This window comes from Candidatus Delongbacteria bacterium, assembly GCA_020634015.1.
Lineage (GTDB): Bacteria > CAIWAD01 > CAIWAD01 > CAIWAD01 > CAIWAD01 > JACKCN01.
Genome location: JACKCN010000001.1, coordinates 640,771 through 664,758, shown reverse-complemented (window position 1 = coordinate 664,758; position 23,988 = coordinate 640,771). Strand labels below are relative to the sequence as shown.

17 protein-coding genes and 1 tRNA gene are annotated in these 23,988 nt (G+C 63.5%); 12 read left to right on the top strand and 6 right to left on the bottom strand.

Annotation, left to right across the window (positions count from 1 at the left end; genetic code table 11):
- Positions 1 to 21 precede the first annotated feature (21 nt).
- Positions 22 to 1,386, top strand: coding sequence for a DNA polymerase IV (dinB, locus tag H6678_02730; GenBank protein ID MCB9472705.1), 1,365 nt, complete (start codon positions 22 to 24; stop codon positions 1,384 to 1,386).
- Positions 1,387 to 1,492: 106 nt separating this feature from the next.
- Here the strand turns inward: dinB and H6678_02725 are convergent, their stop codons facing one another.
- A complete protein-coding gene (locus H6678_02725) occupies positions 1,493 to 1,897 on the bottom strand; it encodes a hypothetical protein (GenBank protein ID MCB9472704.1) in 405 nt (134 codons plus the stop codon).
- Positions 1,898 to 2,117: 220 nt separating this feature from the next.
- On the opposite strand from H6678_02725, the gene H6678_02720 reads away from it, so the two are divergent.
- From H6678_02720 to H6678_02675, 10 genes are all read left to right on the top strand, one after another.
- Positions 2,118 to 3,953: a hypothetical protein gene (locus H6678_02720; GenBank protein MCB9472703.1), complete on the top strand. Its 1,836-nt coding sequence runs from the start codon at positions 2,118 to 2,120 to the stop codon at positions 3,951 to 3,953.
- Positions 3,950 to 4,684, top strand: coding sequence for an NAD(P)H-binding protein (locus tag H6678_02715; protein MCB9472702.1), 735 nt, complete (start codon positions 3,950 to 3,952; stop codon positions 4,682 to 4,684). Before H6678_02720 ends, H6678_02715 begins: the two co-directional genes overlap by 4 nt.
- 11 nt (positions 4,685 to 4,695) lie before the next feature.
- The gene (locus tag H6678_02710; GenBank protein ID MCB9472701.1) at positions 4,696 to 5,949 is read left to right on the top strand and encodes an asparagine synthetase B; all 1,254 of its coding nucleotides are present in this window, start codon (positions 4,696 to 4,698) and stop codon (positions 5,947 to 5,949) included.
- Positions 5,949 to 8,390, top strand: a complete 2,442-nt coding sequence (locus tag H6678_02705; GenBank protein ID MCB9472700.1) for an ATP-dependent DNA helicase — start codon at positions 5,949 to 5,951, stop codon at positions 8,388 to 8,390. Before H6678_02710 ends, H6678_02705 begins: the two co-directional genes overlap by 1 nt.
- A 47-nt stretch (positions 8,391 to 8,437) precedes the next feature.
- Entirely contained in the window at positions 8,438 to 8,794 is a 357-nt protein-coding gene (locus H6678_02700; protein ID MCB9472699.1) for a VOC family protein, read from the top strand.
- A 36-nt stretch (positions 8,795 to 8,830) separates the two neighbouring features.
- Positions 8,831 to 9,739 (top strand): hypothetical protein, encoded by a 909-nt coding sequence (locus H6678_02695; GenBank protein MCB9472698.1) that lies wholly within the window; start codon positions 8,831 to 8,833, stop codon positions 9,737 to 9,739.
- A 135-nt stretch (positions 9,740 to 9,874) separates the two neighbouring features.
- Positions 9,875 to 12,268: an endopeptidase La gene (lon, locus tag H6678_02690; protein MCB9472697.1), complete on the top strand. Its 2,394-nt coding sequence runs from the start codon at positions 9,875 to 9,877 to the stop codon at positions 12,266 to 12,268.
- Positions 12,265 to 12,849, top strand: coding sequence for an aminodeoxychorismate/anthranilate synthase component II (locus tag H6678_02685; protein MCB9472696.1), 585 nt, complete (start codon positions 12,265 to 12,267; stop codon positions 12,847 to 12,849). The genes lon and H6678_02685 overlap by 4 nt, the downstream gene beginning before the upstream one ends.
- A 123-nt stretch (positions 12,850 to 12,972) precedes the next feature.
- Positions 12,973 to 13,617, top strand: a complete 645-nt coding sequence (locus H6678_02680; GenBank protein MCB9472695.1) for a hemolysin III family protein — start codon at positions 12,973 to 12,975, stop codon at positions 13,615 to 13,617.
- Positions 13,618 to 14,430: 813 nt separating this feature from the next.
- A complete protein-coding gene (locus tag H6678_02675) occupies positions 14,431 to 17,505 on the top strand; it encodes a hypothetical protein (GenBank protein ID MCB9472694.1) in 3,075 nt (1,024 codons plus the stop codon).
- A gap of 83 nt (positions 17,506 to 17,588) precedes the next feature.
- On the opposite strand, the gene H6678_02670 is transcribed toward H6678_02675, so the two are convergent.
- The 4 genes from H6678_02670 to H6678_02655 form a co-directional block, all read right to left on the bottom strand.
- Positions 17,589 to 19,310, bottom strand: coding sequence for an APC family permease (locus H6678_02670; protein MCB9472693.1), 1,722 nt, complete (start codon positions 19,308 to 19,310; stop codon positions 17,589 to 17,591).
- 142 nt (positions 19,311 to 19,452) lie between these two features.
- Positions 19,453 to 20,109: a TrkA family potassium uptake protein gene (locus H6678_02665; GenBank protein ID MCB9472692.1), complete on the bottom strand. Its 657-nt coding sequence runs from the start codon at positions 20,107 to 20,109 to the stop codon at positions 19,453 to 19,455.
- A gap of 3 nt (positions 20,110 to 20,112) precedes the next feature.
- Complete coding sequence (locus tag H6678_02660; protein MCB9472691.1) at positions 20,113 to 21,474, bottom strand: hypothetical protein; 1,362 nt, start codon at positions 21,472 to 21,474, stop codon at positions 20,113 to 20,115.
- 91 nt (positions 21,475 to 21,565) lie between these two features.
- Positions 21,566 to 21,663 (bottom strand) — tRNA-Sec (locus tag H6678_02655).
- A gap of 341 nt (positions 21,664 to 22,004) precedes the next feature.
- Here H6678_02655 and H6678_02650 point away from each other — a divergent pair.
- On the top strand, positions 22,005 to 23,072 hold the full coding sequence (locus tag H6678_02650; protein MCB9472690.1) for a glycosyltransferase family 2 protein: 1,068 nt from the start codon (positions 22,005 to 22,007) through the stop codon (positions 23,070 to 23,072).
- A gap of 15 nt (positions 23,073 to 23,087) precedes the next feature.
- On the opposite strand, the gene H6678_02645 is transcribed toward H6678_02650, so the two are convergent.
- Positions 23,088 to 23,945 (bottom strand): endo alpha-1,4 polygalactosaminidase, encoded by an 858-nt coding sequence (locus H6678_02645; protein MCB9472689.1) that lies wholly within the window; start codon positions 23,943 to 23,945, stop codon positions 23,088 to 23,090.
- Positions 23,946 to 23,988: the final 43 nt, after the last annotated feature.

Sequence of the window (23,988 nt, the reverse complement as noted above, 5' to 3'; positions counted from 1 at the left end):
CCAGGAGGAAGGACGGCGGCCATGGCCTTCGCACCCGATGGCTGGACGGAGAAACTCTACGAGCGCTTTCGTGACCTGCAGGGCGAAACCCTGCCCTCGGGTCAGGACGCCACGGCCCCGGCCCTGCCGGAGCCGGACCCGGAGGAAGAGCCCTCGATCCTCCACATTGACATGGACGCATTCTTCGCGGCCGTGGAACAACGTGACAATCCCGCATTGCGGGGCAAGGCCCTGATCATCGGAGGAGTGGTCGACCGTCTGGCCCCCGGCGAGGCGCGTGTGAGTCCGCGTGGAGTCGTCACCACCTGTTCCTACGAAGCCCGTGCCTTTGGAGTACGCTCGGGCATGCCGCTGGCCGAAGCCTGGCGCCTCTGCCCCGACGGCATTTTCCTGTCCGGGTCACACGGCAAATACGGTTCGGCCTCGCTGGAGGTGATGGACCTGCTGCGCCGCTTCAGTCCCGAGCTGGAACCGGTGAGCATCGACGAGGCCTTCCTGAATGTGAGCCGCTGCCATCGTGTCCAGGGGCGCTCGGTGGACATCGCCCTGGCCATCCAGAAAAGCGTGCGGGACGAGCTGGGGCTGAGTTGCTCGATCGGCATCGGTTCCAACCGCCTGCTGGCCAAGATGGCCTCCAAGATGCGCAAGCCGGCGGGCATCTATGTGCTCAGTTCCGAAGCGGCTCCTGCCGTGCTCGCGCCCATGCCCGTGCAGAAGATGCACGGCATTGGCGAGGCGGCCACGGCGTCACTCAATCGCCTTGGCATCCACACCCTGGGCGAGCTGGCCGCCTATCCCGAGGAGGTGCTGGTGCGCCGCTTCGGTCCCCACATGGGACACAATCTCAAGCAGCTCTCGCTGGGAGTGGGCAGCCGGGTGGTCAAGCCCTTCGGTTACCGGCGTGAAGAGAAGTCCGTGGGACAGGAGCGCACCTTCGGGCGCGACCAGCACAGCCTGCCTGCGATCAGTTCCGAACTGCTGCATCTCTGCGAGAAGGTGGGCGGGCGCATGCGCGCGGGCGGATGGCTGGGCAAGGTCGTGACCCTGCGCCTGCGCAGCTCGGGGTTCGTCACCAGCAGCCGACAGACGGCATTGCCCGCGGCCACCGACCGGGATCGGGTGATCTTCGATCGGGCGATGCACCTATTGCAGAACAACTGGCATGAGGGTGAGTCCCTGCGACTGATCGGGGTCTCGGTGAGCGGCCTGGTCCAGGCGAGCCGCAGCCAGTGGGTCCAGGGCGATCTGCTGTCCGAGGTGGCTCCCGAGCGGGAGCGTGCGGTGGATCGTGCCATCGACCGGATCCGGGGAGAATTCGGGGGACAGGCCATTGCGCGCTGCAACGCGATGATGCGCTACTCCTATCGCAATGGCCACAATGGCTGACATGTCAGAAGCCGGACTTTCCGGGCAGGGGGAAATCTGGAGGACTGGTGGGAAAGGAAGGGCGCGTGGTCAGCAAGGAAGGCGCAGTGCCGCAGCGCGGCTGGATTCAGGCTTCGCTTTCCGCGCCGGAATCGCCGATGTGGAACCCCGCTTCACTGTCCGTGGGAAAGTGAAGTTGGACCGATTTCTGGTCCTCTGGGGACAGGCTGCGCGACATGCGATCTTCCAGTTCCGAAAACAACTGAGCAGTTCCCGTGAGGATCATCTTGATCGCTTCGGGGTTCGCACCATGTTTCAACAAAGTGCTCGCTGCGCGGTTCAACCGGATCAATGCGTCGGCGACCGTCTGATATTCGTGTAGCTCGTTTGGCTTCATCCCTGTTCCTGGATTGGCCTTGTAACCAGCAAACCATGTACCACAATCGTCCATGCCAATAAGGTCAGCAATAATAACACTTTGTGGGCTAAGGAACCCCAACTCTTTTCTTGAAGTTTGTTCAATTCCGGTCATGCGGGGGCCAGGATCGAAAGCGGCTGGAACACCGTCTGACAGGGATGTCCGAGTACGGCTTCCGGAAGCCGCTTGCGTGTATGCGGAGCCTACGCCTCATTGAGTGCCTGCACGGGCGGATCCGGCAGGTGAGGCCGACCCAGCGGGAATGCCGAACCCGATCCACAGGACCTTGCCCGGGTTTCGCCCCCGCGCAGCCCCATCACCTGGAGTTACACACGTGTCCCCTGGCAAACGCAATTCCGCCCTGGTGTTGATCCTGTTGGCTCTTTGCGCCGGGACTGCCCTGGCACAGACCATTGTGGCGGGTCCGGCCCGGGATCGGCTGCGCCAGCAGGCCATGCAGCTTCAGAGCATGGGCGAATACCAATCCGCGCTTGACCTGATGCGGCAGGTGGTTGCCCAGGATCCTCAACCCAGCAATCTTCAGATCCTGCTGGACCTGCAGGTGCAATTGCGCCTGGACGACGAGGCCAACCGGAGCATCGCACTGCTGGAAGCGACCATTCCCGGCTGGCCCGCGGATTTCACCGGGTTCCAGAGTCTCAATACGGCCTCCCGGATTGCGGGTGCTCTGAATCGCATGGGCGAGAGCGACAGAGCGGATGCCATCTGGAAGACCATGGAGCGCAACGCCCGTGATGAAATGGAAGCCAGCATCGTGTTCCGCGGTTTCCAGGATCAGCGTCTGTTCGAGCGAGCCGGTGACTATGTGGAGCGCCAGCGCAAGGCCCGCTCGAAACCCGGGCTCTGGGCCATGGAAATGGCACAGGCCTTCGAGCAGCAGGAACACTGGGCACAGGCCTTTGACGAATACAGTCTGGTCACCGAGTACGATTCCAATGCGCGCAACACGGTTGGACATCGCCTGTTGCGTCTGGCAGAGAAAGCCGGCCCGGACTCCGACCTGGTGGCTCTGATGGTGACACGCGCCCTCAAGGAACAGGCGCGCGGGCGTGAAGAGCTGGCGCGCCAGGTCTTTGAAGTCTGCATCCAGCAGAAAGCCTACCAGCAGGCGCACCAGCTCGCTGGCAAACTGGATCCCAAGGGGGATGAGGGGCTGTTGCAGACTCTGGCGCACGCGGCGGTCGGGGACGGAAGCTTCGCCATGGGCTTGTCGCTGCTGGACGAAATCCAGACACGTCAAGGTACCGCACGCACGGACCCGGGACTGCGCATGGATCGTGGATTGGCCCTGGAAGGACTCGAACGCCCGCTGGAGGCGCTGGCCGAATACGACACGCTGGCGCTGGAACCGGGACCCCAGGCTCTGGAAGCCCAACTGCTTGCGGCCCGACTGCTGCATCAGCGGCTGGATCGGGCGGAGGAGGCCATTGCACGGCTGGACCGGGTGCTGAGTACCAGACCCCGGGAACTGCGCGCCATTCTGTACCAGATTCGTCTGCTGGGAAGCACAGGCCGGTTCACGGATGCCGAGTCCCTGCGCGTGCGGGGACTGGAAGCCGCGCGCAACCAGCCCGACATTCTGGTGGAGCTGGAGTTTCTGCAGATCCAGCTTGCCTGGTGGTCCGGGCGGCTCAGTCAGGCGCGCGAAGGCCTGACCGTATTTCTGCAGAAGGAAAGCCAGCACCCGATCTTCAACGACGCGATTGACCTGATGGACCTGCTGGCCTTTGCCGGCAGCGACTCGTTGCTGGTGCGGAGCGCAGCCCTCGCCGATCGGCAGGCATGGCTCACGCACGTGGCGCAGGCCGTGGAAACCCTGAAGACTCCGGAACCCCGCGGATCCAGCGGGGTACGCGAATGGCTTGACTGGCAGGCCTGCACTCTGGCCAGCCGTTTCCTCCCGGTGGAGGCGGCACGTGCCGAACAAGCCCGTTACCGGCTGGCACACGGGGAGTCGATCCGGCTGGACCGACTGACCTGGATGGAGTACGAAGTGCTCTGTCGCGCGGGCGCCCCGGTTGCCGAGCGGCAGCGCATTCTGGAATCCCTGCTGGAAGACTGGCCGGAGAGCATTCTGCAGGATCAGGTCCGGCGCGAGATCCGCCAACTCGGTACCATGAAGACGGGCACGGAAAGGGTTGCTGGATGAAGGTCTGCATTGTGGGCGCATCGGGCAAACTGGGTCGCTACATGATCCAGCATGCACTCGATCGTGGCCATGAGGTCGTTGGAGTGTGCCGACCCCAGAGTGTGGAAAAACTGGCCCCCTGGAAGGACCAGATCACGATCGTTGCCGGTGCCACCGATGATGCCGGCGTGATCCAGCGGGCGGTGCGCGCGTGTGATGGAGTGCTGGTGGTGCTGGTGCCCTGGGGAGTGCATGGCTACTCCACCGGGACCGCCCGGGCGGTGCTGGAACACGCCGAACCCGGCGCTCGGCTGGTCTTTTCCTGTGGGTGGCACATCACACGGGATGGTCAGGATGTGTATTCACCGATCTTCAAGGGATTGGTGGCGTTCTTCGGCTGGATGGCGCGCCTGCTGCGCCTGGTGGACCTGAATGACCAGGTCGAGGCCTGCCGACGGATCTTCGCCAGCCAGACACGCTGGACGGTCGTGCGTGGCAGCGATCTGGAAGAGGGGGAAAGCCAGGGGTTGCCCGTCTGGAGTCACCACGTGGGCGACCCGATCCTCAGGAGCAATCGGACACGCCGGGTGGATTTCGCCCTCTTCATGGTTGCCGCCCTGGAAAATGACGAGCTGGTGCACGAAGCTCCGGCGATCGTTGGCCGCATGTCACCGTCCGCACTCGCGCATGTGGGCCAGAGTCCCCGCACGGGTCAGGAATCGTCGGCTCGAAACGGAAAGGACACTCCGTGATCCCGGATCGACTGCTGCGTCGCCTGCTGCTGCTGATCTGCCTGCTGCTGGGCACCTCCGTGCAGTCCAAGGTTCTGATCCCCATGGACAGCTCGCAGCGTGACCACCTGAAAGCCTACGGTGTGGCCTATTGGACCCTGAGCCAGGGCGTGAATGTCGAATGGTTGCTGAACTACCGTGGTGGCGCGTTCCTCTGTGATGGATTCGAGGGCCTGTTGCGCGAACTGCGCGTGCGCGGTGTCACCTACAGCGAGATCGGCGGAGCGGAAACGGCCACGATCTATGCCCAGATCGAAAGCAGCAACATGGAGCGGATCCTGCTGGAGAAGGCGCCCAAGGTGGCGATCTACACTCCGCCGGAAAGCCAGCCCTGGGACGATGCGGTGACCATGGCACTGAAGTACGCCGAAATCGAATACGACACGGTCTATGATCGAGAAGTCCTGCGCGGCGACCTCAAGGACTACGACTGGCTGCACCTGCATCACGAGGACTTCACCGGTCAATACGGAAAGTTCTACGGCAGCTACGCCACCGCGCCCTGGTACATCGAACAGCAGCGCACCACGGAAGCCCTGGCCGCTGAACTGGGTTTCAAGAAGGTATCACGGATGCGGCTGGCGGTGTCGCTCACCATTCGTGATTTCATCGAGGCGGGTGGTTTTCTCTTCGCGATGTGCAGCGCGACCGACTCCTATGATATCGCCCTGGCCGCGATGAACACGGATATCTGCGCCAGCGTCTTCGACGGGGATCCCCCCGCGGCCGACGCCCAGGCGCGCCTGGACTACAGCCAGTGCCTGGCATTCAAGGACTTCATCGTGGATACCAACCCGATGATCTACGAGTACTCCGACATCGATGCCTCGCCCCAGAACGGGCGCAGCATTCCTGAGGAGCAGGACTGGTTCAGCCTCTTCGAATTCTCGGCCAAGTGGGATCCCGTGCCCACCATGCTGACCCAGAACCACACCGCCGTGATCCACGGCTTCATGGGTCAGACCACGGCCTTCCGCAAGGACCGGGTCAAGGACAACGTGATCGTGATGGGCGAGATCGAAGGCGGCAACGAAGTGCGCTATCTGCACGGAGTGGCCGGCAAGGGCAGTTTCACCTTCTACGGCGGCCACGACCCGGAGGATTATCGCCACCGGGTGGGCGATCCCGAAACCCAGCTCACGCTGCATCGCAACTCCCCCGGCTATCGCCTGATTCTGAACAACATCCTCTTCCCGGCCGCCAAGAAGCAGAAGCAGAAGACCTGATGCGTGAGACGGCGGGCCTGCTTTCCCTCTCCGTCGGCGACCTGTGCAGCGGGCGGTTGAGCGGACGGACCACGCGCAACGAGGGCGGGGTCTGGGTTCCCGGCCGCGCGGCCCGGGGCCTGCAGTTGCACCAACAGGTGCAGCGCCGTCTGCTGGGCGAGCACGAGGGGCTGCGCTGCGAGGTCGAGCTGAGCTGGCGCGGACGGCTGGCCGAGCGCGAGCTGCTGCTGCGCGGACGGGCCGACATGCTGCATCCCATGGGACTGGCCGAGGAAATCAAGACCGTGCTGGCCGAGCCCGGTGTGTTCCGGCGCTATCGGGCCGAGGACTTTCCCGGCCACGGCATGCAGGCCCTGCTGTACTCCTGGATGGCCGGTGAGGGCGAGAAGTTCTACGCCCGCCTGCGCCTGGTGAATCTGCTGGACGAGAGCGAACGGGTGATCCGGCTGGAAAGCAGTGCCGGCGAGATTCTGGCCTGGATCGAAGCCGAGCTGGCCCTGTATCTCAAGCGCCAGGAGGCACTGGCCCTGCTCTGTGGCGACCGCCGTGCCCAGGCGGCCGCCTTGCGATTTCCCTTTCGCGAGTTGCGGCCCGGTCAGCAGGACCTGATCGACCGGATCGAGGCGGGACTGGCCGATGACCGCCTGACCGTGCTGAACGCCCCCACCGGTCTGGGCAAATCCGTGAGCGTGCTCTTTCCGGCTCTGCGCCAGGCTCTGGCGCGCGAGGGGCGCGTGTTCTATTGTACCGCCAAGAATACCGGGCGCGAGGCGGCGCTGGCGGCCTTTCGGGCCCAGCTTGAACAGGGAGCCCGGTTGGGTTGTGTGGCGATGAGCAGCCGCGAAAGCCTGTGCCCCCACGATGTCTACTTCTGCCACGAGGATCACTGCCCCTTTCTGCGCGGCATGGACGAACGCCTGCCCGCGGCACTCAAGTCCCTGGAAGACACGCCCGTGGTGGCGGCCGCCGAACTGGACCGCGCCGGCCGCCAGCACAGGGTCTGTCCTCATGAGCTGGCTCTGGCGCTGACCGAAACCCGGGATCTGGTGATCGGCGACTTCAACTATGTCTTCGACCCGCAGGTCCGCATCCGGCGACTGTTCGTGGAAGGCGACCCGAGCAAGCTGAGCCTGCTGGTGGACGAGGCCCACAATCTGCCGGCGCGCGCACGCGGTTACTTCAGCATGGAGCTGCGCACCAGCCAGCTCAGGCAGCTGCTGCTGGTACTGGACAGCCGTGATACGGGCGATCTGTTTTCCGGGGGGCCGCTCAAGGGCTGCCACACCCGCATGCGTTCGGCACTCGAGGCCCTGCTGGCCTTGCTGAACGATTCGGAATCGATGGCCACCGAGGGATTTCGCCACGAGGATGCGATGGCCGCCGTGATCGATGTGGGGCGCATCCAGGCGGCCCACTCCGAGTACGAGGGCGCGATCGTCAGCTACCTGCTGCTGCGGGTGGTGCACGGACTGATCGAGCCACGCGACCCGCTGGTCTCGTTCTACTTTGACCTGAGCCGTTTCCTGGAACTTGTGCGCCGTGATACACCGGCCATGCACCAGCTGCTGCGGCTGGACCCCGACGATCCGGGGCTGGAAGTCAACTGTTCCTGGGCCGGCGACCACCTGCGCGAGTGCCTGGGTGCCGTGCGCAACGCCGTGCTGTTCTCGGCCACGCTCAAGCCCTGGGACTACCATCTGGGCGAACTGGGACTGCTGGGCGACGCACGTTGTCTGCGCCTGGAGGCCCCGTCGCCTTTCCCCGTGACGCATCGGGAACTGTTGGTGCACGCCGGACTCAGCACGCGCTACCGCGACCGGGAGCAGGGGCTGGACGGTCTGCGCGATCTGGTGCAGCAGGTCTTCGAGCATGTCAACGGGAATTGCGCGGTCTTTCTGCCATCGTTCCAGTACCTGCGCAGCCTCTCGGCCGCCCTGCCTGCCGGAATCCCACAGCTGGTGCACGAGGGTGAAATGGACCCGCGCCTGCGCCAGGCTTTCATCCAGCGCCTGTCCGAAGGACGTCCGCGCTTGCTGCTGACGGTCATGGGTGGCATTTTCGCCGAGGCGGTGGACTACCCGGGCGACATGCTGCAAGCCGCGATCCTCGTGGGTCCCGGACTGCCCCAGTTGTCCTTCGAGCGTGAGCTGGCCCGACTGTACTACGACTCGACGGGCGAGGAAGGGTATGCCAGGGCCTACCGCCTGCCCGGGCTCTGCCGAGTGATCCAGGCCGCCGGGCGCGTGATCCGGACGCCCAGTGACCGGGGCTGCATCATCTTTGCCGATGACCGCTTCATGGAGTATTCGCACCGCAGCGTGCTGGAGGAGTACTACGACAGCCCCCTGCGCTGCTTCGATCGCAGCGAGGACCTGTTGGACGTGGTACGCCGGTTCTACTCGGCCACGACCCCGGTGTCCGCACACGGTCGTGCCCGTTGACCATGGTCAGGCCGCCCGCTGAGTGAGCGCAATCGGAGAACCAGAGCATGACACTTCATCCCGGACACATCGAACTGTTCTGCACGGATCCCGCGCGCACCCTCGAATTCTTCACGGGAATCCTGGGTGCCGAGCTGATCAGCGAGCAGGAGGGCGGGCTGTACTGGGTGGACCTGGGCGGACTGGAGTTTCTGCTGCGCCCCGGAACTCCCGCTCTGCACCCCAGTTACGGAGCCTGCAGTCAGGCTCTGGTGCTGTACACCGACAATCTGCCCGCCACGCGCGAGCTGCTGGAACGTCGGGGGCTGGTTTTCGCGGGCGAGGATGGGCATCCGGATTGTCCCACTTTCCACGATCCGGACGGCCACTGGTTCCAGCTGGTGGACCCGGGGGATTTTGACTGACCTGTCCGGTGTACCGGGCATGGAGGAGGAACAGGGATGGCGCGACTCATCGGCATTGGCCATTGCGTCCAGGACCAGCTGATGTTGCTGGCCCGATATCCGGCCCTTGACAGCAAGCATCTGGCTCTCGATCGGGTCGAATGCGGGGGCGGACCCGTGCCCACGGCCCTGGTGGCGGCAGCCCGCCAAGGGCAGTCCTGTCTGTTCGTGGGCCAGGTTGGTGACGACGCGCCCGGCAAGACGATTCTGGCCGACCTCGGGGCCGCGGGCGTGGACACCTCGGCCTGCCGGCTGGTGGCCGGGGCGCGCAGTCCGCTGGCCAGCGTCTGGATCGAACAGGGCAGTGGCAAACGGACCGTGGTGCTCGACCGGGGCGACCTGCAGCCAATGGACGAAGCGGACCTGCCCGCCCTGGACTGGCGATCCGACGATCTGCTGCTGCTGGATGGCAAGGATCCCGTCTGCCTGCCCGCTGCACGCAAGGCTAAGGCCGTGGGCGCGCGCGTGCTGCTGGACCTGGGCAGCGAGCGCGGAGACGTCGCCGAATTGCTTGCCCAATGCGACCTGTTGGTGGCCTCGAAAACCTGGGTGATGGCGGCCTTGCCCGAGTTGGATCTTTTTGCCGCCGTGCAGGCGCTCTGCGCCAAAGGACCCGCGGCCGTGGCGATCACTCTGGGCGCGGGTGGCCTGGTGCAGGCCCAGCAAGGAGAAAAGGCCACTTGGTTTCCGGCCTGGCCGGGCTCCCGGGTGGTGGACGGCACAGGCGCCGGAGATGTTTTTCATGGGATTCTGGCCTGGGCGATCCTGGAGGGGCGCGACTGGCGAACAGCCCTGAAAATGGCCACGGTGGCCGCGGGACTGGCCTGCGGGGCACTGGGCGGGCGCGCGGGCATTCCCGACCGGGATGCTCTGGCCGCCGCAGTGGAAAGCTGGACCCAGATCTGAGCCAGGGCCACCCCCTGATTCCAAGAGTGTATATTGACCGCCCGCCCGGTCCCTCCGGGCGTCCGATACCGCCGGTGTGTGACAGGCCGGCATGAACCGATTCCGTGATTCACGGAGATAAATCCGGGGCAAGGCATGAACCTGGGCCAGGACGTGGAAATCGAGATCCCTTCGCGCTTGCCGCTGATTCCGCTGCGCGATGTGGTGATCTATCCCTACATGATCTTTCCGCTGCTGATCGGGCGCGAAAGTTCCATGAAGGCGGTGGAAGAAGCGATGGTCGGCGAGAAGATGGTCTTCGTCGTGGCCCAGCGCAATCCTTCCGAGGAAGAGCCCGATCGCAAGGACCTGTACTCCCACGGCACCGTGGCCAAGATCCTGCAGATTCTCAAGCTGCCCAACAACGTGATCAAGGTGCTCGTCGAGGGTGTGGCCCGCGCGCGCATCACCAAGATCCGCAGCCAGAAAAGCATGAAGCTGGTCGACATCAAGGTGATCGAGCCCGAAGTGCAGGTCACTCCCCAGGTGGAAGCGACCGCGCGGGTGGCGATCAACCTCTTCCGCAAGTATGTGACTCTCAGCCCCAATCTGCCCGACGAGATTCTCAGCAACATCGAGCAGGTCAACCGCCCCAGCGTGCTGGTGGACTTCATCGCGGCACACATCATCCAGGGGGTGGAGCAGAAGCAGCCGATCCTCGAGGCCGAGAGCATCGAGGACCAGTTCGAGGCGCTGACCCAGCTGCTCGAGGGCGAGAACGAGATCCTCGAGCTGGAGCGCAACATCGAGAACCAGGTGCGCGACCGCATCACCAAGACCCAGCGCAACTTCTACCTGCAGGAACAGATCCGCGTGATCCAGAAGGAGCTGGGTGAGGAATTCGAGGACGAGAGCGGCGACTACGCCAAGTACCGCCTCAAGCTGGACGAGCACAGTTATCCCACGGAAGTGGTGCAGAAGGTCGAGGAGGAACTGGAGAAACTGCGGATGACCCCCGGCATGTCGCCCGAGTCCACCGTGATCCGCAACTATCTCGACTGGGTCTTCAGCCTGCCCTGGCACAAGCGCACGCGCGACAACCTGAACATCCAGAACGCGGAAGTGATTCTCGACGAGGACCACTACGGTCTCGAGAAAGCCAAGGAACGCATTCTCGAGCATCTGGCCGTGCTCAAGCTGGTGCGCAAGCTGCGTGGCCAGATCATCTGCCTGGTGGGCCCTCCCGGTGTGGGCAAGACCAGTCTGGGCCGCAGCATCGCACGGGCCCTCAAGCGCGAGTTCGTGCGCTTCAGTCTGGGGGGTGTGCGCGACGAGGCCGAGATCCGCGGTCACCGGCGCACCTACATCGGTGCCATGCCCGGGCGCATGCTGCAGTGCATGAAGCGCGCCGGCTCGCGCAATCCCGTGATCCTGCTGGACGAGATCGACAAGATGGCGATGGATTTCCGCGGCGATCCGGCCAGTGCCCTGCTGGAAGTGCTGGACCCGCAGCAGAACAACACCTTCCGTGATCACTACCTCGATCTGGACTTCGATCTCTCCGAGGTGATGTTCATCACCACGGCCAATGTGGCCGAGAACATTCCCTACGCACTGTACGACCGCATGGAAGTGATCCACCTGCCCGGATACCTGCTGCATGAGAAGAAGAAGATCGCCCGGCAGTTCCTGATTCCCCGCAACCTCAAGGCCCACGGACTCAGCGAGAACGATCTGGAAGTCAGCGAGAGCGCCCTGGACACCATCGTGACACAGTACACCATGGAAGCCGGGGTCCGCAACCTCGAGCGCAAGCTGGCCCAGCTCTGCCGCAAGGTGGCCCGCAAGAAAGTCAGCGGCGAACACAAGACCGGTGCCCGTCTCACGGACAAGACCGTCGCCAAATGGCTGGGCGTGGCCGACATCCAGGAAAAGCACGTGCCAGCCATGCCCATGCTGGGCAGCGCGGTGGGTCTGGCCTGGACGCCCTACGGCGGCGACATTCTCACCATTGAAGTGGGCGTGCACGGCGGCAAGGGCGGTCAGTTGAACCTGACCGGTCAGCTGGGCGACGTGATGAAGGAAAGCGCGATGGCCGCGCTGACCTGGTTGCGCACCAACAGTGCCGAATACCGGATTCCGGCGGGCTGGTTCGAGAAGAACTCGGTGCACATCCACATTCCCGAGGGAGCGATTCCCAAGGATGGCCCTTCGGCGGGCATCACCATGGCCACGGCCCTGTGTTCCGCGGCCAGCGGGCGTCGGGTGCGCAACGATCTGGCCATGACCGGTGAGCTGACCCTGCGGGGCGAAGTGCTGGCCATCGGCGGTCTCAAGGAAAAGGCCATGGCGGCCATCCGCGCCGGAGTCACGACGGTGCTGATTCCCCAGGCCAACCTGCGCGACCTGGAAGAGATGCACAAGGAAATCACACGCAAGCTGACCTTCATTCCCGTGAGTCACATGAGCGAGGTGATCTCCCACGCGCTGTTGCCCAAGGGCCGGGTCAAATTGCCCGCCCGGCAAGCGGCGGCCGCCGCCGCGCGGTGATCCTGCTGCTGGATTACCGGGATTCCTTCACCTGGAATCTGGCGCACCAGTTGACCCGACTCGTCGAAGAGCCCCGCGTGCTCTCCGGCTATGACGTGAACGGCCGGCGTGTGCTCGAGCTGGCCCCCAGCATGCTTGTCCTCTCACCGGGCCCCGGCACACCAGCCGGGGCCGGTTTTCTCCTGGACGTGATCCAGACGGTCGCGGGACGGATTCCGATCCTTGGCATCTGTCTGGGTTTCCAGGCGCTGGGTGAACATCTGGGTGCCCGTCTGGTCCAGACCGGTGCCCCCGTACATGGCCACACCGGGTCCGTGGCACACAACGGCCTCGGCCTGTTTGCCGGACAGCCGACCCCGCTGGAGTTCATGCGCTACCACAGCCTGGCCCTGGATCCCCACTCCCTGCCCACGGAGCTTCAGATCGACGCCTGGTGCGAGGGCTGGCCAATGGCCCTGCGCCATGACAGGCTGGGTCTGCACGGGCTGCAGTTCCATCCCGAATCCTTCCTCAGTCCCTGCGGGGATGTTCTGCTTGCCCAGTTCATCCGTCAGGCGAGATCGTTTCGCAGTGCCCACTAGAAGCTTTTCCACCCGATTGGCACGAGCCCGGAGCCGGACCCTCCACGACGCCAAGCGTCCGGTATTGTTGAATCTCATGGATATCCATACTCTCGGTCTGGTCAGACCAACAGGTAGCCCCAGATGAAGCAATTGGCAACACACGCCCTCAACGCTCGTTCCGAACTGGCCAGCGCACTGACACACGGTCTGGGTCTGCTGCTGGCCATCGCGGCCATGGTCGCCATGTTGCTCGCGGCCACTGGCACCCGGGCGGTCGTGGCCGCCGCCATCTTCGGTGGCAGTCTTGTGCTGCTTTACTCCAGCTCCACCCTGTATCACAGCCTGCCCGCGGGCAAGGCACGCCGGGTGGCCCAGGTGCTGGATCACCTCTCGATTCTGGTGCTGATCGCGGGCACATACACGCCCTTCACCCTGCTGACCCTGCGGGGTTCCTGGGGCTGGTCGCTCTTCGGTACGGTCTGGGGTCTGGCCGCTGCCGGCTTCGCACTGGAGCTGAGCAGCTGGCGCTACCGGCACCGGGCGGGCGTGGTGCTGTATGTGTTGATGGGCTGGGTCGTGCTGGTGGCCGCGGGGCCCCTGTGGCAAAGTCTTCCCACGGGTGGACTCTGGTTGTTGTTCATGGGTGGGGTGGCGTATACGGGCGGCGTCGGATTCTATCTGGCCAGACGTCGTCCCTGGGCGCACCCGGTCTGGCATCTCTGTGTGCTGGCAGGCAGCCTCTGCCATGTACTGGCCGTGCTGCAGCATGTCCTGCCGCCGGCCTGAGCTCTCCCTGAACCGTGGTCAGAGCCGTTTTCTTCGGGATCGATCCTGATCCCCACGGATCGATCGGGCAGGCGCGAGCAGTGACGAAACGCCATCGATCGCACCCCGGAATTCCTGACGGCATCTGAAGAGACGCTGGCCACGGAAGTACTCATGCCCGGTCAGACATCCTGGCCTGGGGCTGATCCGCGGCACCAGATCTTCCGCGGGCCCGGCGGCGCGCAGCCCGTTCGCACACGCCGCCAGCGGTGGCTTCCCGAGGCAACACCGCATGGACCTCGCCAGTTTCACCGCAGCTGGCGCGTCGTGACTGCCGGTGCCACTCTCCATGGCAGCAGGCCCATGATCCTTGGAAGCCCCTGACGCAGGGCGGGCTGGGATCGGCCAGAAAACCATGCTCACTCATATTGAACAGTGTTCTCGCCCGAACCGAGCCGACCACCCGCGGGGACCAAGCACACAGCAGAATCACTCCTGTCGCAATTCCGGCAGGACTGAACAGTTCGCTACCACAACCCGTCCATGTCATCCAGCATTCCGCAGCTTCGACTGCGCGTGGGCACAATTCTTGCCTCCCTGAGCGACATCCTCGGCAATCCTCCCATGTCTGGTTCCAGCTTCGACAAGTTGCTGAGGATGTGATCCACCGAGCGAACAGCTCGACTTCGGCCCCCCGCCACGCTGTACAAATCTGATTCATTCACTGTCGACAGGGACTTGGAACCTGGCCATGGTTGAATCTCTCTCTCATTTCCATCGACCACTCTACAGCACTGTGTTGTGAACGAGAGTCAATTCCCCGAAAGGAACACGATGAAACACAGCATCTCTCTCAGTGTCGTCCTTGCTCTGGGCGCAGTGGCAGCGGCCAGCGACATGCCGGAGAAACCCGCACCGGATCTCGCACTCAAGGACACGACACCCATCTGGGTCAAACCCGTCGTCGATCCTTCCCATCAAGCCATGAAGCAGCAGATCGAGCAGGCCAAACGCTCGGGGCTTCCCATCGTCCCGGCAGCCGGCCCCGCCCAGCACCCGCTGAATGCGGTGCCAGCACCCTCCAAACAGGAGCGCCTGGAGAACTGGCGCACAATGCAACCCCTGGAAGCGTATCAACTGTTCAAGGCCGCCGGGGAAGCGATTCCCGAGGCACTGGCCCTGCAGTTCAATGCCAGTCTGACCGTCAATCCCTACGACGAGACCATCCGTCAGGCGGGAGGCAGTCCGGGGTCCGCCACGCCGATCTTCGACACCTCGCCGGGAAGCAGCTACAGTGACAGCGGCAATACGGCCGTCCTCTCCAACTACATCCAGAACGTGCCCTACACGAGCGGCCCGTGCTTTCAGACATCCTACTTCGACGCCAACGACGCCTGGTACACCTTCACCCTCACGACGGCACGGGAAGTGACCGTGGCCACCTGCGGAGGAGCCTTCTACTACGACACGCGCATCGGCGTGTTCACTCCCGATCTGGATCTGGTCACGGGCAACGATGACAACTGCAGCGGCGGGGCCAATGGTCTGCTGTCCAGTCTGACCTGCTGTCTGGATCCCGGGACCTACTTCGTGGTGGTCGATGGGTTCTCGACCTACTCCGGCCAGTACGACTTGACCGTTTCCTTCGAGGCCTGCGGCACAGCGGCTCCGCCCACCCGCGGCGGCCCCGATGCCTTCGGCTACACCTGGATCAATTCGAACGATGCGGACGGCCCTGACATGGAGTGGATCGATCTGACCACCATTGGAACCGCCGTGACACTCAGCGATGATTCATACACCACGACACCCATCCCCATCGGTTTCGATTTCCGCTTCTATGGCAACACCTATACCGAGCTGTACATCGGTTCCAACGGAACGATCGGATTCGATCCCACTTTGCTTGGCAGTCTGGCACCGCAGCAGTTTCCGTATGCCGTCAGTCCCAATAACCTGATCGCTCCGTTCTGGGATGATCTGAACCCATCTCAGGGTGGCACGATTCACTATTGGAATGACACCTACACGGGGCGCTTCATCGTCCAGTTCACCGGCGTGCCGGCTTTCTTCAGCACGGGTTCGAACACCTTCCAGGTTGCCCTCGAGCGCGGTGGCGACATCGTGGTGCAGTACCTCGATCTGCAGGACGACGATCTCGCCAACGCCGGCGTGGGCATCGAGAATGCGGATGGCACACAGGGCCTGTCCGTCCGATACTATGGTGCGGGCAGTGCGCTGGGCGATGGCATGGTGCTGCGCTTCAACCATCCTCGCCCCACCAGCGGCGGACCCGATGCCTTCGGCTACACCTGGGCCAATTCCAATGCGGTGAACGGACCTCCCTTCAGCAGCACCGACATTTACTGGGCCACCAATCTGGGCCTGACGGGCGATGACCAGAGCGTGGACCAGGCGCTGCCCTTTGACTTCCCCTTCTACGGCACCAGCTACAACACGGTGCGTGTGTGTTCCAATGGCTGGCTCTCGTTCAACCTGACTGGCACCGAATACTCCAATACCCCCATTCCGACGCCCGGTATCCCGGACAACGCCATTTTCCCCCTCTGGACCGACCTGTTGCTGCCCCAGGGCGGCACCGTGACCTACTATGAAGAAGCGTACTATCACCGTGTCATCTTCCAGTGGAATGCCATCCCCCACATTTCCGGGTACAATTCCGGATACAACAATCCCTACACCTTCCAGGTCATGCTCTATGACGACGGGAACATCCAGGTGAATTACATGGATGTGTCCGAACAGTTCCTGGGCAAGGCGACCGTTGGTCTGGAGAATGTGGACGGCAGCAGCGGACTGCCCGTCGCCTACGATGGCCTGGGGGCCACCATCGCCGACAACACGAGCATTCGCTTTTTCCCGCCCCAGCCCAGGCCGACGCGTGGCGGACCCACCGATGGCTACGCCTGGGTGAACTCTCTGGATCCCACAGGTCCCGAGTACCTCTGGGAGGACATTTCGACCACCGGCACGAATCTGGGAATCACCGCGGATGATCAGACAGTGGCCCAGGCACTGCCCTTCGCCTTCCCATTCTTCGGCGACAGCTGGTCCACGGCCTATGTGTCGTCCAATGGCTGGGTGTCCTTCACGACCTCGGCGGGGGGCTACTTCGGCAACGCACCCATTCCCTACACCGGGTATCTTGAAAACTTCATCGCTCCCTTCTGGGATGACCTCTTCCCGCCCGATGGGGGCGCCGTGTACTATCTGGATGACAGCGCCAACGGTCGAGTGATCTTCCAGTGGCACCAGATCCCGCACATCGGTGCGGCCTCGGAACTGTACACCTTCCAGCTCATGCTGTACTCGAATGGCGAGATCTATTTCAATTACGAAGACATCAACACCACCGGAACCTATGGTGTGGCCAGTGCCACTGTGGGCGTGCAGAAACTGGGAGGCACTCAGGGTCTGGCCGCCAACTATGATGATGCCGGCAGTCAATTGGCCAATGGCATCACCATCGAGTTCTTCCATCGTCCCCCACGACCGGCACCGATCAGCGACCTGCGCATCGTGCCCGACGGGGTCTGGTCCGGCGTCGGTCCCCTCTATTTCCACTATGAGTGGACTCCGGTCACGATGGACACCTTTGGAGAGCCGCTGGCTGTGGATCACTACGACTTCTACTGGAGTCTGGATGCCTATGCGCCGTTCCCGTCAGGCTGGAACTACTACAGTTCCTATCCTGCCAGCCCGACGCCATCCACCCCGCATACTCCAGGGCAGCCGATGATCTTCGAGCGTTTCGTGGCGGTGGATACCGATGGCTTCATCGTGTCCGAGGATCCCATGGCGCCGCGGATCTCCGCGCAGGACCTGAGGTCGCAAGCGCGGCCATCCATGGGCATCGTGGGTGACACGAGCGGGGGCGATGACCAGTGATGGTACGGATCCATGCATGAATGTGAACGCCCCGCCAGCTGGCGGGGCGTTCCTTTCTCGGGCTGTCGTTGAAAGGGGCGACGTCAGATGATCAGGCGCACACCGCCCAGGTCGGCCAGCTTGTAGGGAAAGTGATCTCCGGGTGAGCCGATGAACATGAAGTTCTGGGGGATCTTCCATTCGGTGGACAGGCGCTCGATCAGCTCGGGACCGAAGTGGCCTTCCAGCTTGATGAAGTTGATCTTGATGCCCGGGTAGGCGCGGTCCAGCACTTCCACATCCCGTTCGATGGCCGGATCAATGGATTCCCCCTTGGGCAGCACGGTCACGATGCGCAGGTTGCGGGTCTGCTCGTTGCGCGTCACGTAGATCATCACCTGGTTGAGAATCTCGACATCATCGTGTTTGGTGAAGAAGACGAATTCCTGGTTGTTGATCTCGTCCAGCAGGTTCACCAGGGTGCGGTTGCCCAGCGAGACCAGAGCCTGGATGCGGTCCGACACGCTCTTGAGCATGTGCAGCAGCACCCGCAGGATCAGGGTGCGCCAGAGCATCACGGCCACGATGCCGATGGTGGGAATGAAGTACTCGAAGAAAACGCCCAGATACACGGGGTTGAGGGTGGCATTGCCGATCAGGGCCGCGAAGACCGCGCCCACGGCCACGAACAGGGCCAGCCACCCGGCGCGCTCCGGACGGGGCAGGCGCGAACGCTTCACCTTGAGCAGCACATTGCCCAGACCGAAGAGGATCATCACCGAGAGGAAGGAAATGGTGTATACGCCGGCCAGCGCGCCCAGCTGGCCCTGGGTGATCAGCAGAATCGAGACGCAGAGCAGGAAGAAGACGATCATGATCCGGTAGGCCGACTTGCGCTGGTTGAGCTTGAGCAGAAACTGGGGCAGGATCCGGTCCAGAGCCATGCGCTGCACCAGACCACCCACGCCCACGAAGGACGTGAGCACGGCCCCGCTGAGCACCAGTGCCGCGTCGATGGAAATGAACCAGGCCAGCCAGGGGCCGCCCGAAATGCCGCCCATGTGAGCCAGCAGGGCTTCCTGGTTCACGGCCACCTCGGGAATCGGCACGATGGCCAGCGCGGCGAAGGCGATCAGCGGATTGAAGACACTGACCACGATCCACATGTTGCGCAGGGTCTTGGGAAAGACTCCCGGCGCCTGCTCTTCCACGAAGTTGGCCGAACTCTCGAAACCCGAGATGCCCAGCATGGCCGCCGAGAAGCCGAAGAACAGCGCCATCAGCAGGCCTCCCTCGACGGGCTGACTGTAATTGTATTCAAGGACCGACAATCCGTGCTGTGAGATGTACACGGCCACCGCGCCCACCAGCACCACCAACGCCACGAGATGCGTGATGAAGATTCCCACCGCCACGCGCGAGGATTCGCCGATGCCGATGATCGTGAGCACCATGAAGAGAGCCAGCAGCACCATGGTGGCCGGGACAACCGGCAGGCCATGCCAGAGCGTATGCACGTAATGCATCGCTTCGCTGGCCGAGATCACGGCCGTGGCCATGTAGGACAACAGGGTCAGCGCGGCGGCCACCGAGGCGATGGATTTGCTGGTGGTGTTCAGCAGGGCGTTGTAGGCGCCTCCGTTCAGCGGCAGTGCCCCCACCACTTCACCATAGATCTTCCGGAAGAGGAAGAGCACGGCCGCCACCATCAGCAGCGCCACCCAGGCATACTTGCCGGCATAGATGATCGAGAGGGCCGACACATACAGGCAGGAGGAGCTGATGTCGTTGCCGCAGATCGCGGTGGCGGGCAGTTGCTTGAGCATCACGGCCGAGGAATTGGCCTTGATCTCGATGGCCTTCAGTGCGGGTGTGCGCAGAGATTCCGGAGACGGGCTTGTCATGGGGAGTCCTGGATTGTGTCGGCACGATGTGTGTGCCGGTGTGGGCGCCGGATGTCTGACCGAATCAGGTCGCGGCTTTCAGTCGGTTCAGTGCGGGTTCTCGCCCGATCACCACCAGGCGATCGTCGGTCGTGAAGCGGTGATCGCCGTCGGGAATGATGGTCTTGCCGGGATCCGTGTGATGATGGATCAGCAGCACCTGCACGGACCAGCTGCGCCGGACCTGGATCTCGCCCATGCTCTTGCCCAGCCAGGCGGCAGGAGGTGGCAGTTCGATCACGGAGTACTCCGCATCCAGCTGCACGTACTGCAGCAGATTGCGGCTGCCCAGCTGGTGGGCCAGGGTGCGCGCCATTTCCTTTTCGGGCGAGACCACCCGGGTGGCCCCGATGTTCATGAGGATCTCCTCATGGTCCGGGGAGGTGGCCTTGGCCACGATCATCTTCACGCCCAGTTGCTTGAGATACAGGGTCACCAGCACGCTGGTGTCGATGCGTTCGCCCAGGCTCACCACCACCCCGTCGAAGAGCTCCAGCTCATGGTCCACCAGCGACATCCGTCGTGTCGCATCGCAGATCACGGCCCTGTGAACATAGGGTTTCACCAGATCAACACGTTCCTCGTTGATGTCCATCGCCAGCACCTGCACTCCCTGTTTGCTGAGGAACTTGCACAGGTGCATGCCGAAACCACTGATGCCGATCACCGCAATCGTCTTCATCGCTTACCCCACCATCACGTTTTCGCTGGCCAGACGCCACTCCGGGCGCCGACGACGACCAATGGCCAGGGCCAGAGCCAGCGGTCCCACTCGCCCGATGAACATCAGCAGGATCAGCACGGCCTTGCTGAACGCCGCCAGATCCGCCGTCAGTCCCGTGGACAATCCTACCGTGGCGAAAGCCGACACGGCCTCGAAAGTGGTTTTCAGAAACAGTTCCGAGCCTTCCTTGAGCGCCACACCCTGACCTTCGGTGCTCAGCAGCAGCAAGGTTCCCGCCATCACCACCAACAGCGAGAAGATGGTGATGCTGACCGAGCGTGACACGATGCTCTCGGGAATGCGCCGGTTGCCGATGACCGTGTCGCGCTGGTCCAGAAAGCGGCTGCGCAGGTGCGCCAGCAGGACGATCAGGGTGGTGGTCTTGATGCCCCCGCCGCAGGAAGCCGGCGAGGCCCCCACCAGCATCAGCAGCACCAGACCCAGGTAGGTGGGTTCGGTGAGACCGTCCATGGGCAGGGTGTTGAATCCGGCCGTGCGGCTGCTGACCGACAGAAACAGGGATTCGAGCAGCGCGCCCGGCAGATCGGACCAGTCACGGATATCCAGCACGTTGTGCCACTCGGAGGCCAGCACACCGAGAGCCCCGAAGACAATCAGACCGATCGAGGTGAACACCACGAGGCGGGCAGTCAAGGAGAGAGGCTGCTGACGGCCCGAACGCCACCAGCTCCAGAGTTCGGAGAGCACCAGGAATCCCAGTCCACCCAGAACGATCAGAGCCATCAGGATGGCATTGGTCAAGGGGTCCTCGCGCCAGGCGGACATGCTGTCAGGATAGAGCGAGAACCCTGCATTGCAGAAGCCGGAGATGCTGTGGAACACGCCCGAATACAGGGCATCGCCCAGGGGCATGCACTGGTGGAAGCGCCAGGTCAGCAGCAGCGCGCCAGCCGCTTCTATCCAGAGTGTGATCCGCAGCACATGCAGCAAGAGGGGCAGCAGACCCTTCATGGGCCCCTGGAACACGCTCATCTCCAGCACTTCGCGGTTGAACAGCGAGACGCGCCCTGCGACCATGTACAGAAAGGCGATCGAGAGCGTCATGATGCCCAGACCACCCAGCTGGATCAGGGCCAGAATCACGGCCTGACCGAAGCCCGTGAAGACACTGCCCGTGTCCACGACCACCAGGCCCGTCACACAGGTGGCCGAGGTGGCCGTGAAGAATGCATCGATGGGACTGATGGGGGCATGGGTGGCGATCGGCAGCAGCAGCAGACAGGTTCCCGCCAGGATCAGCGCCAGAAAACTGAGGGGAATCAGGCGCTCGGGCGTCAGGATGTTCCGGACCAGTGCAGTCACGTGAAAAGAATCCACAAGCTGTGCGAGAACTGATCATGCTGTGCCGTTTCACGCATCGGCCTGAGCCGTCCGGCCCGGGGACCGCATGCAACGGGAACGTCTGGGAATCGAACCCAGCAGGGACAGGGTTTACCTGCCCCTCGAACGGCTTTGAAGGCCGCGGCCGCCACCAGGACGACATCCGTCCCCAACAGAGTCTTTCTTCGTACTTCAAGAATTCCAGCCAGGCAACCACCTGCGCTTGCGACATGTGTCGCGTCGATCCACAAGGACAGACAACCCGCCCGGTCACAGGGCAACGGGAAGGTCTGGGGATCGACCGCGCGCCGCAGGGGCAGCATGCCCCTCAAACGGCTTTGAAGGCCGCGGCCGCCACAAGGACGACATCCGTCCCCGGAATGCGACTCCAGACCGCAGGGCGGGCATCGCATTCCAGCATGCGGCCACCCGGGCCGCAAGTATTTCAAAAACCTGCCGAAGGTAGCAAAGAACGGGACCCATCTCCGGGAAGTTCCACGGCGGAGACCTGCATGAATTTCAAGACCACGCCGACCCAGCGGACCGATCGGCCCGCCCTGAGCGTCATCCTGCCCGTGCATGATGGGCAACGGACGCTGCCGGCGACCCTCGCCAGTTGGCTGGCCCAGGACCGCCAGGACTGGGAACTGCTGCTGGTGGACAATCTCTCCGGCGACGACTCGCCCGAGCTGTTGCACCACGCGGCCCGGCGTAACCCGGAGCGGGGGCCCAGCGTGCGCTGCTTCCGGGAAGAGCGTCCGGGGCAGAGCGCGGCCAGCAACCGGGGAGCGACCGAGGCACGCGGCCGTTTGCTGGTCTTCAGCGCCCAGGACATGCTGGTCCCGCCGGACTTCCTTTCGCGCCATCTCGCGGCCCATTCCCGCGCGGAACCGCCGTGTTGCGTTCTGGGACACATCGATTACCCGCGCCCTCTGCTTGACGATCGCTTCCTGCGCTGCGTGGTTGAGGAAACCGTCTACCAGTTCGGATTCCAGGCAGTGGGCGATCCATCACGGGCCAACCCCCGCTGTCTCTATGCCCCCAACTTTTCGCTGCCCGCCGCCGTGTTCCGGGAGCTTGGCGGGTTCGATGAGGAGTTCCCTTGGGGCTGGCAGGATACGGACCTGGGCCTGCGGCTCTTCGCGGCGGGAATTCCGCTGCGCTACGAGAGCACACTGATCGCCCTGCATGACCATCCACTGGACTGGCGGGGGTTCTGCCGGCGCATGGAACACACGGGCGGCGATCTGCCGCGATTCCTGCTCAAGCACCCGGGCTTTGACGACACGGACCTGCTGCGGCGCATGTTGACCATGCACTTCCTCGACGCCCGACGCATGGTGTCCGCGGCCCAGAAACTGGTGCTGCGCTGGGAAGAGGATCCCGCGGCACCCCTGCCGCGAATCGAGCTGGCGAATGGCAGCCGTGATACACTGTCGGCCGCTTTCGTGCTGCTGCTCAAGTACCATCACTTCAAGGGCGTTCACGATGGAGGGCGACGCTTGTTCGGCCGCGAGGTCTGGCAGGCCTGGCTGGAGGGCACGCCCTGGCCCGCACAGGAGGCCGTACTCCAGGATTGAACTCCAATCCCGGGTTCAGGGAGTGCAGCTCACGCGAAAGGCATCGTCCAGATCCAGAGGCAGGATCAGGGTATTCAGACCTGCGGCCTGGCTGAGCGGGCAGATCGTGGCCGCCAGGGCCGTGGCCTGAACCTCGCCGTCGGCGTATTCCGCGTTCAGCACGGGCAGCCCGGCGTCGCGAAAGACCTCGTACACGTCGCATTCATCCCAGACGTGACACTCTTCGTTCAAGGCCATGTCGTAGTAGTCGACCAGGTCCTCCAGTTGGTCCAGATCATTCTTGAGCACCGCGAACAGACCATGGGAGTGGGCCTCGTTGGCCAGCATCCGGTTGTAGGCCAGCTGGTCCGCCTCGTCAAGGATGAACCCGGTGTCGTTGGAGGCCCCATCCACGTTGTCGAATTCCACGCCCTCGAATCCCCGTGAGGCGGCCAGAGCGATGCGTGTCCGCATCAGTTCGAAAACCTGTGGATCACGGATGTTGAGCCAGCGCTCGCCGGGCCAGCCATCCAGAGGCTGCCCCAGGGCACTCGCGGGAATGCTGGCGAAATCCTCGCGCCAGTCTTCACCGGAACCCGCCGAGAAATAGGCCACCCGCAACACGCCCCTGTCGCCGAGGATCGCCAGCACGCTGTCCGGGGTGTCAAAAAGATCCACATCGTACAGGTCCACGGCATGCTCGGTGTTGATCGTGCCCGAGAGTTGCCACTGCCAGCTCAGACCCGGCTGGGGGTGAATCCAGTTTCCGGTCACCGGCGCAAGCACGGGGGCCAGGGGCGGGAATGTCTGGACGGGCGTGACTGTGTCGTCATCGGACTGGCAGGACAGCAGTCCGCACAGGATCAGGGGCAGCAGAAAGCGGGATGCGTGCATGGAGGCTCCAGACTGGGGGGCGATTGCTTTGCCCTGAATCTGG

Bases quoted from the DNA above. Each gene is read 5' to 3' on its own strand.
- H6678_02650 (MCB9472690.1), top strand. From the start codon at position 22,005: ATGAATTTCAAGACCACGCCGACCCAGCGGACCGATCGGCCCGCCCTG.
- H6678_02705 (MCB9472700.1), top strand. From the start codon at position 5,949: ATGCGTGAGACGGCGGGCCTGCTTTCCCTCTCCGTCGGCGACCTGTGC.
- dinB (MCB9472705.1), top strand. From the start codon at position 22: ATGGCCTTCGCACCCGATGGCTGGACGGAGAAACTCTACGAGCGCTTT.
- lon (MCB9472697.1), top strand. From the start codon at position 9,875: ATGAACCTGGGCCAGGACGTGGAAATCGAGATCCCTTCGCGCTTGCCG.
- H6678_02715 (MCB9472702.1), top strand. From the start codon at position 3,950: ATGAAGGTCTGCATTGTGGGCGCATCGGGCAAACTGGGTCGCTACATG.
- H6678_02700 (MCB9472699.1), top strand. From the start codon at position 8,438: ATGACACTTCATCCCGGACACATCGAACTGTTCTGCACGGATCCCGCG.
- H6678_02695 (MCB9472698.1), top strand. From the start codon at position 8,831: ATGGCGCGACTCATCGGCATTGGCCATTGCGTCCAGGACCAGCTGATG.
- H6678_02725 (MCB9472704.1), bottom strand. From the start codon at position 1,897: ATGACCGGAATTGAACAAACTTCAAGAAAAGAGTTGGGGTTCCTTAGC.
- H6678_02680 (MCB9472695.1), top strand. From the start codon at position 12,973: ATGAAGCAATTGGCAACACACGCCCTCAACGCTCGTTCCGAACTGGCC.
- H6678_02670 (MCB9472693.1), bottom strand. From the start codon at position 19,310: ATGCTCAAGCAACTGCCCGCCACCGCGATCTGCGGCAACGACATCAGC.
- H6678_02665 (MCB9472692.1), bottom strand. From the start codon at position 20,109: ATGAAGACGATTGCGGTGATCGGCATCAGTGGTTTCGGCATGCACCTG.
- H6678_02645 (MCB9472689.1), bottom strand. From the start codon at position 23,945: ATGCACGCATCCCGCTTTCTGCTGCCCCTGATCCTGTGCGGACTGCTG.
- H6678_02675 (MCB9472694.1), top strand. From the start codon at position 14,431: ATGAAACACAGCATCTCTCTCAGTGTCGTCCTTGCTCTGGGCGCAGTG.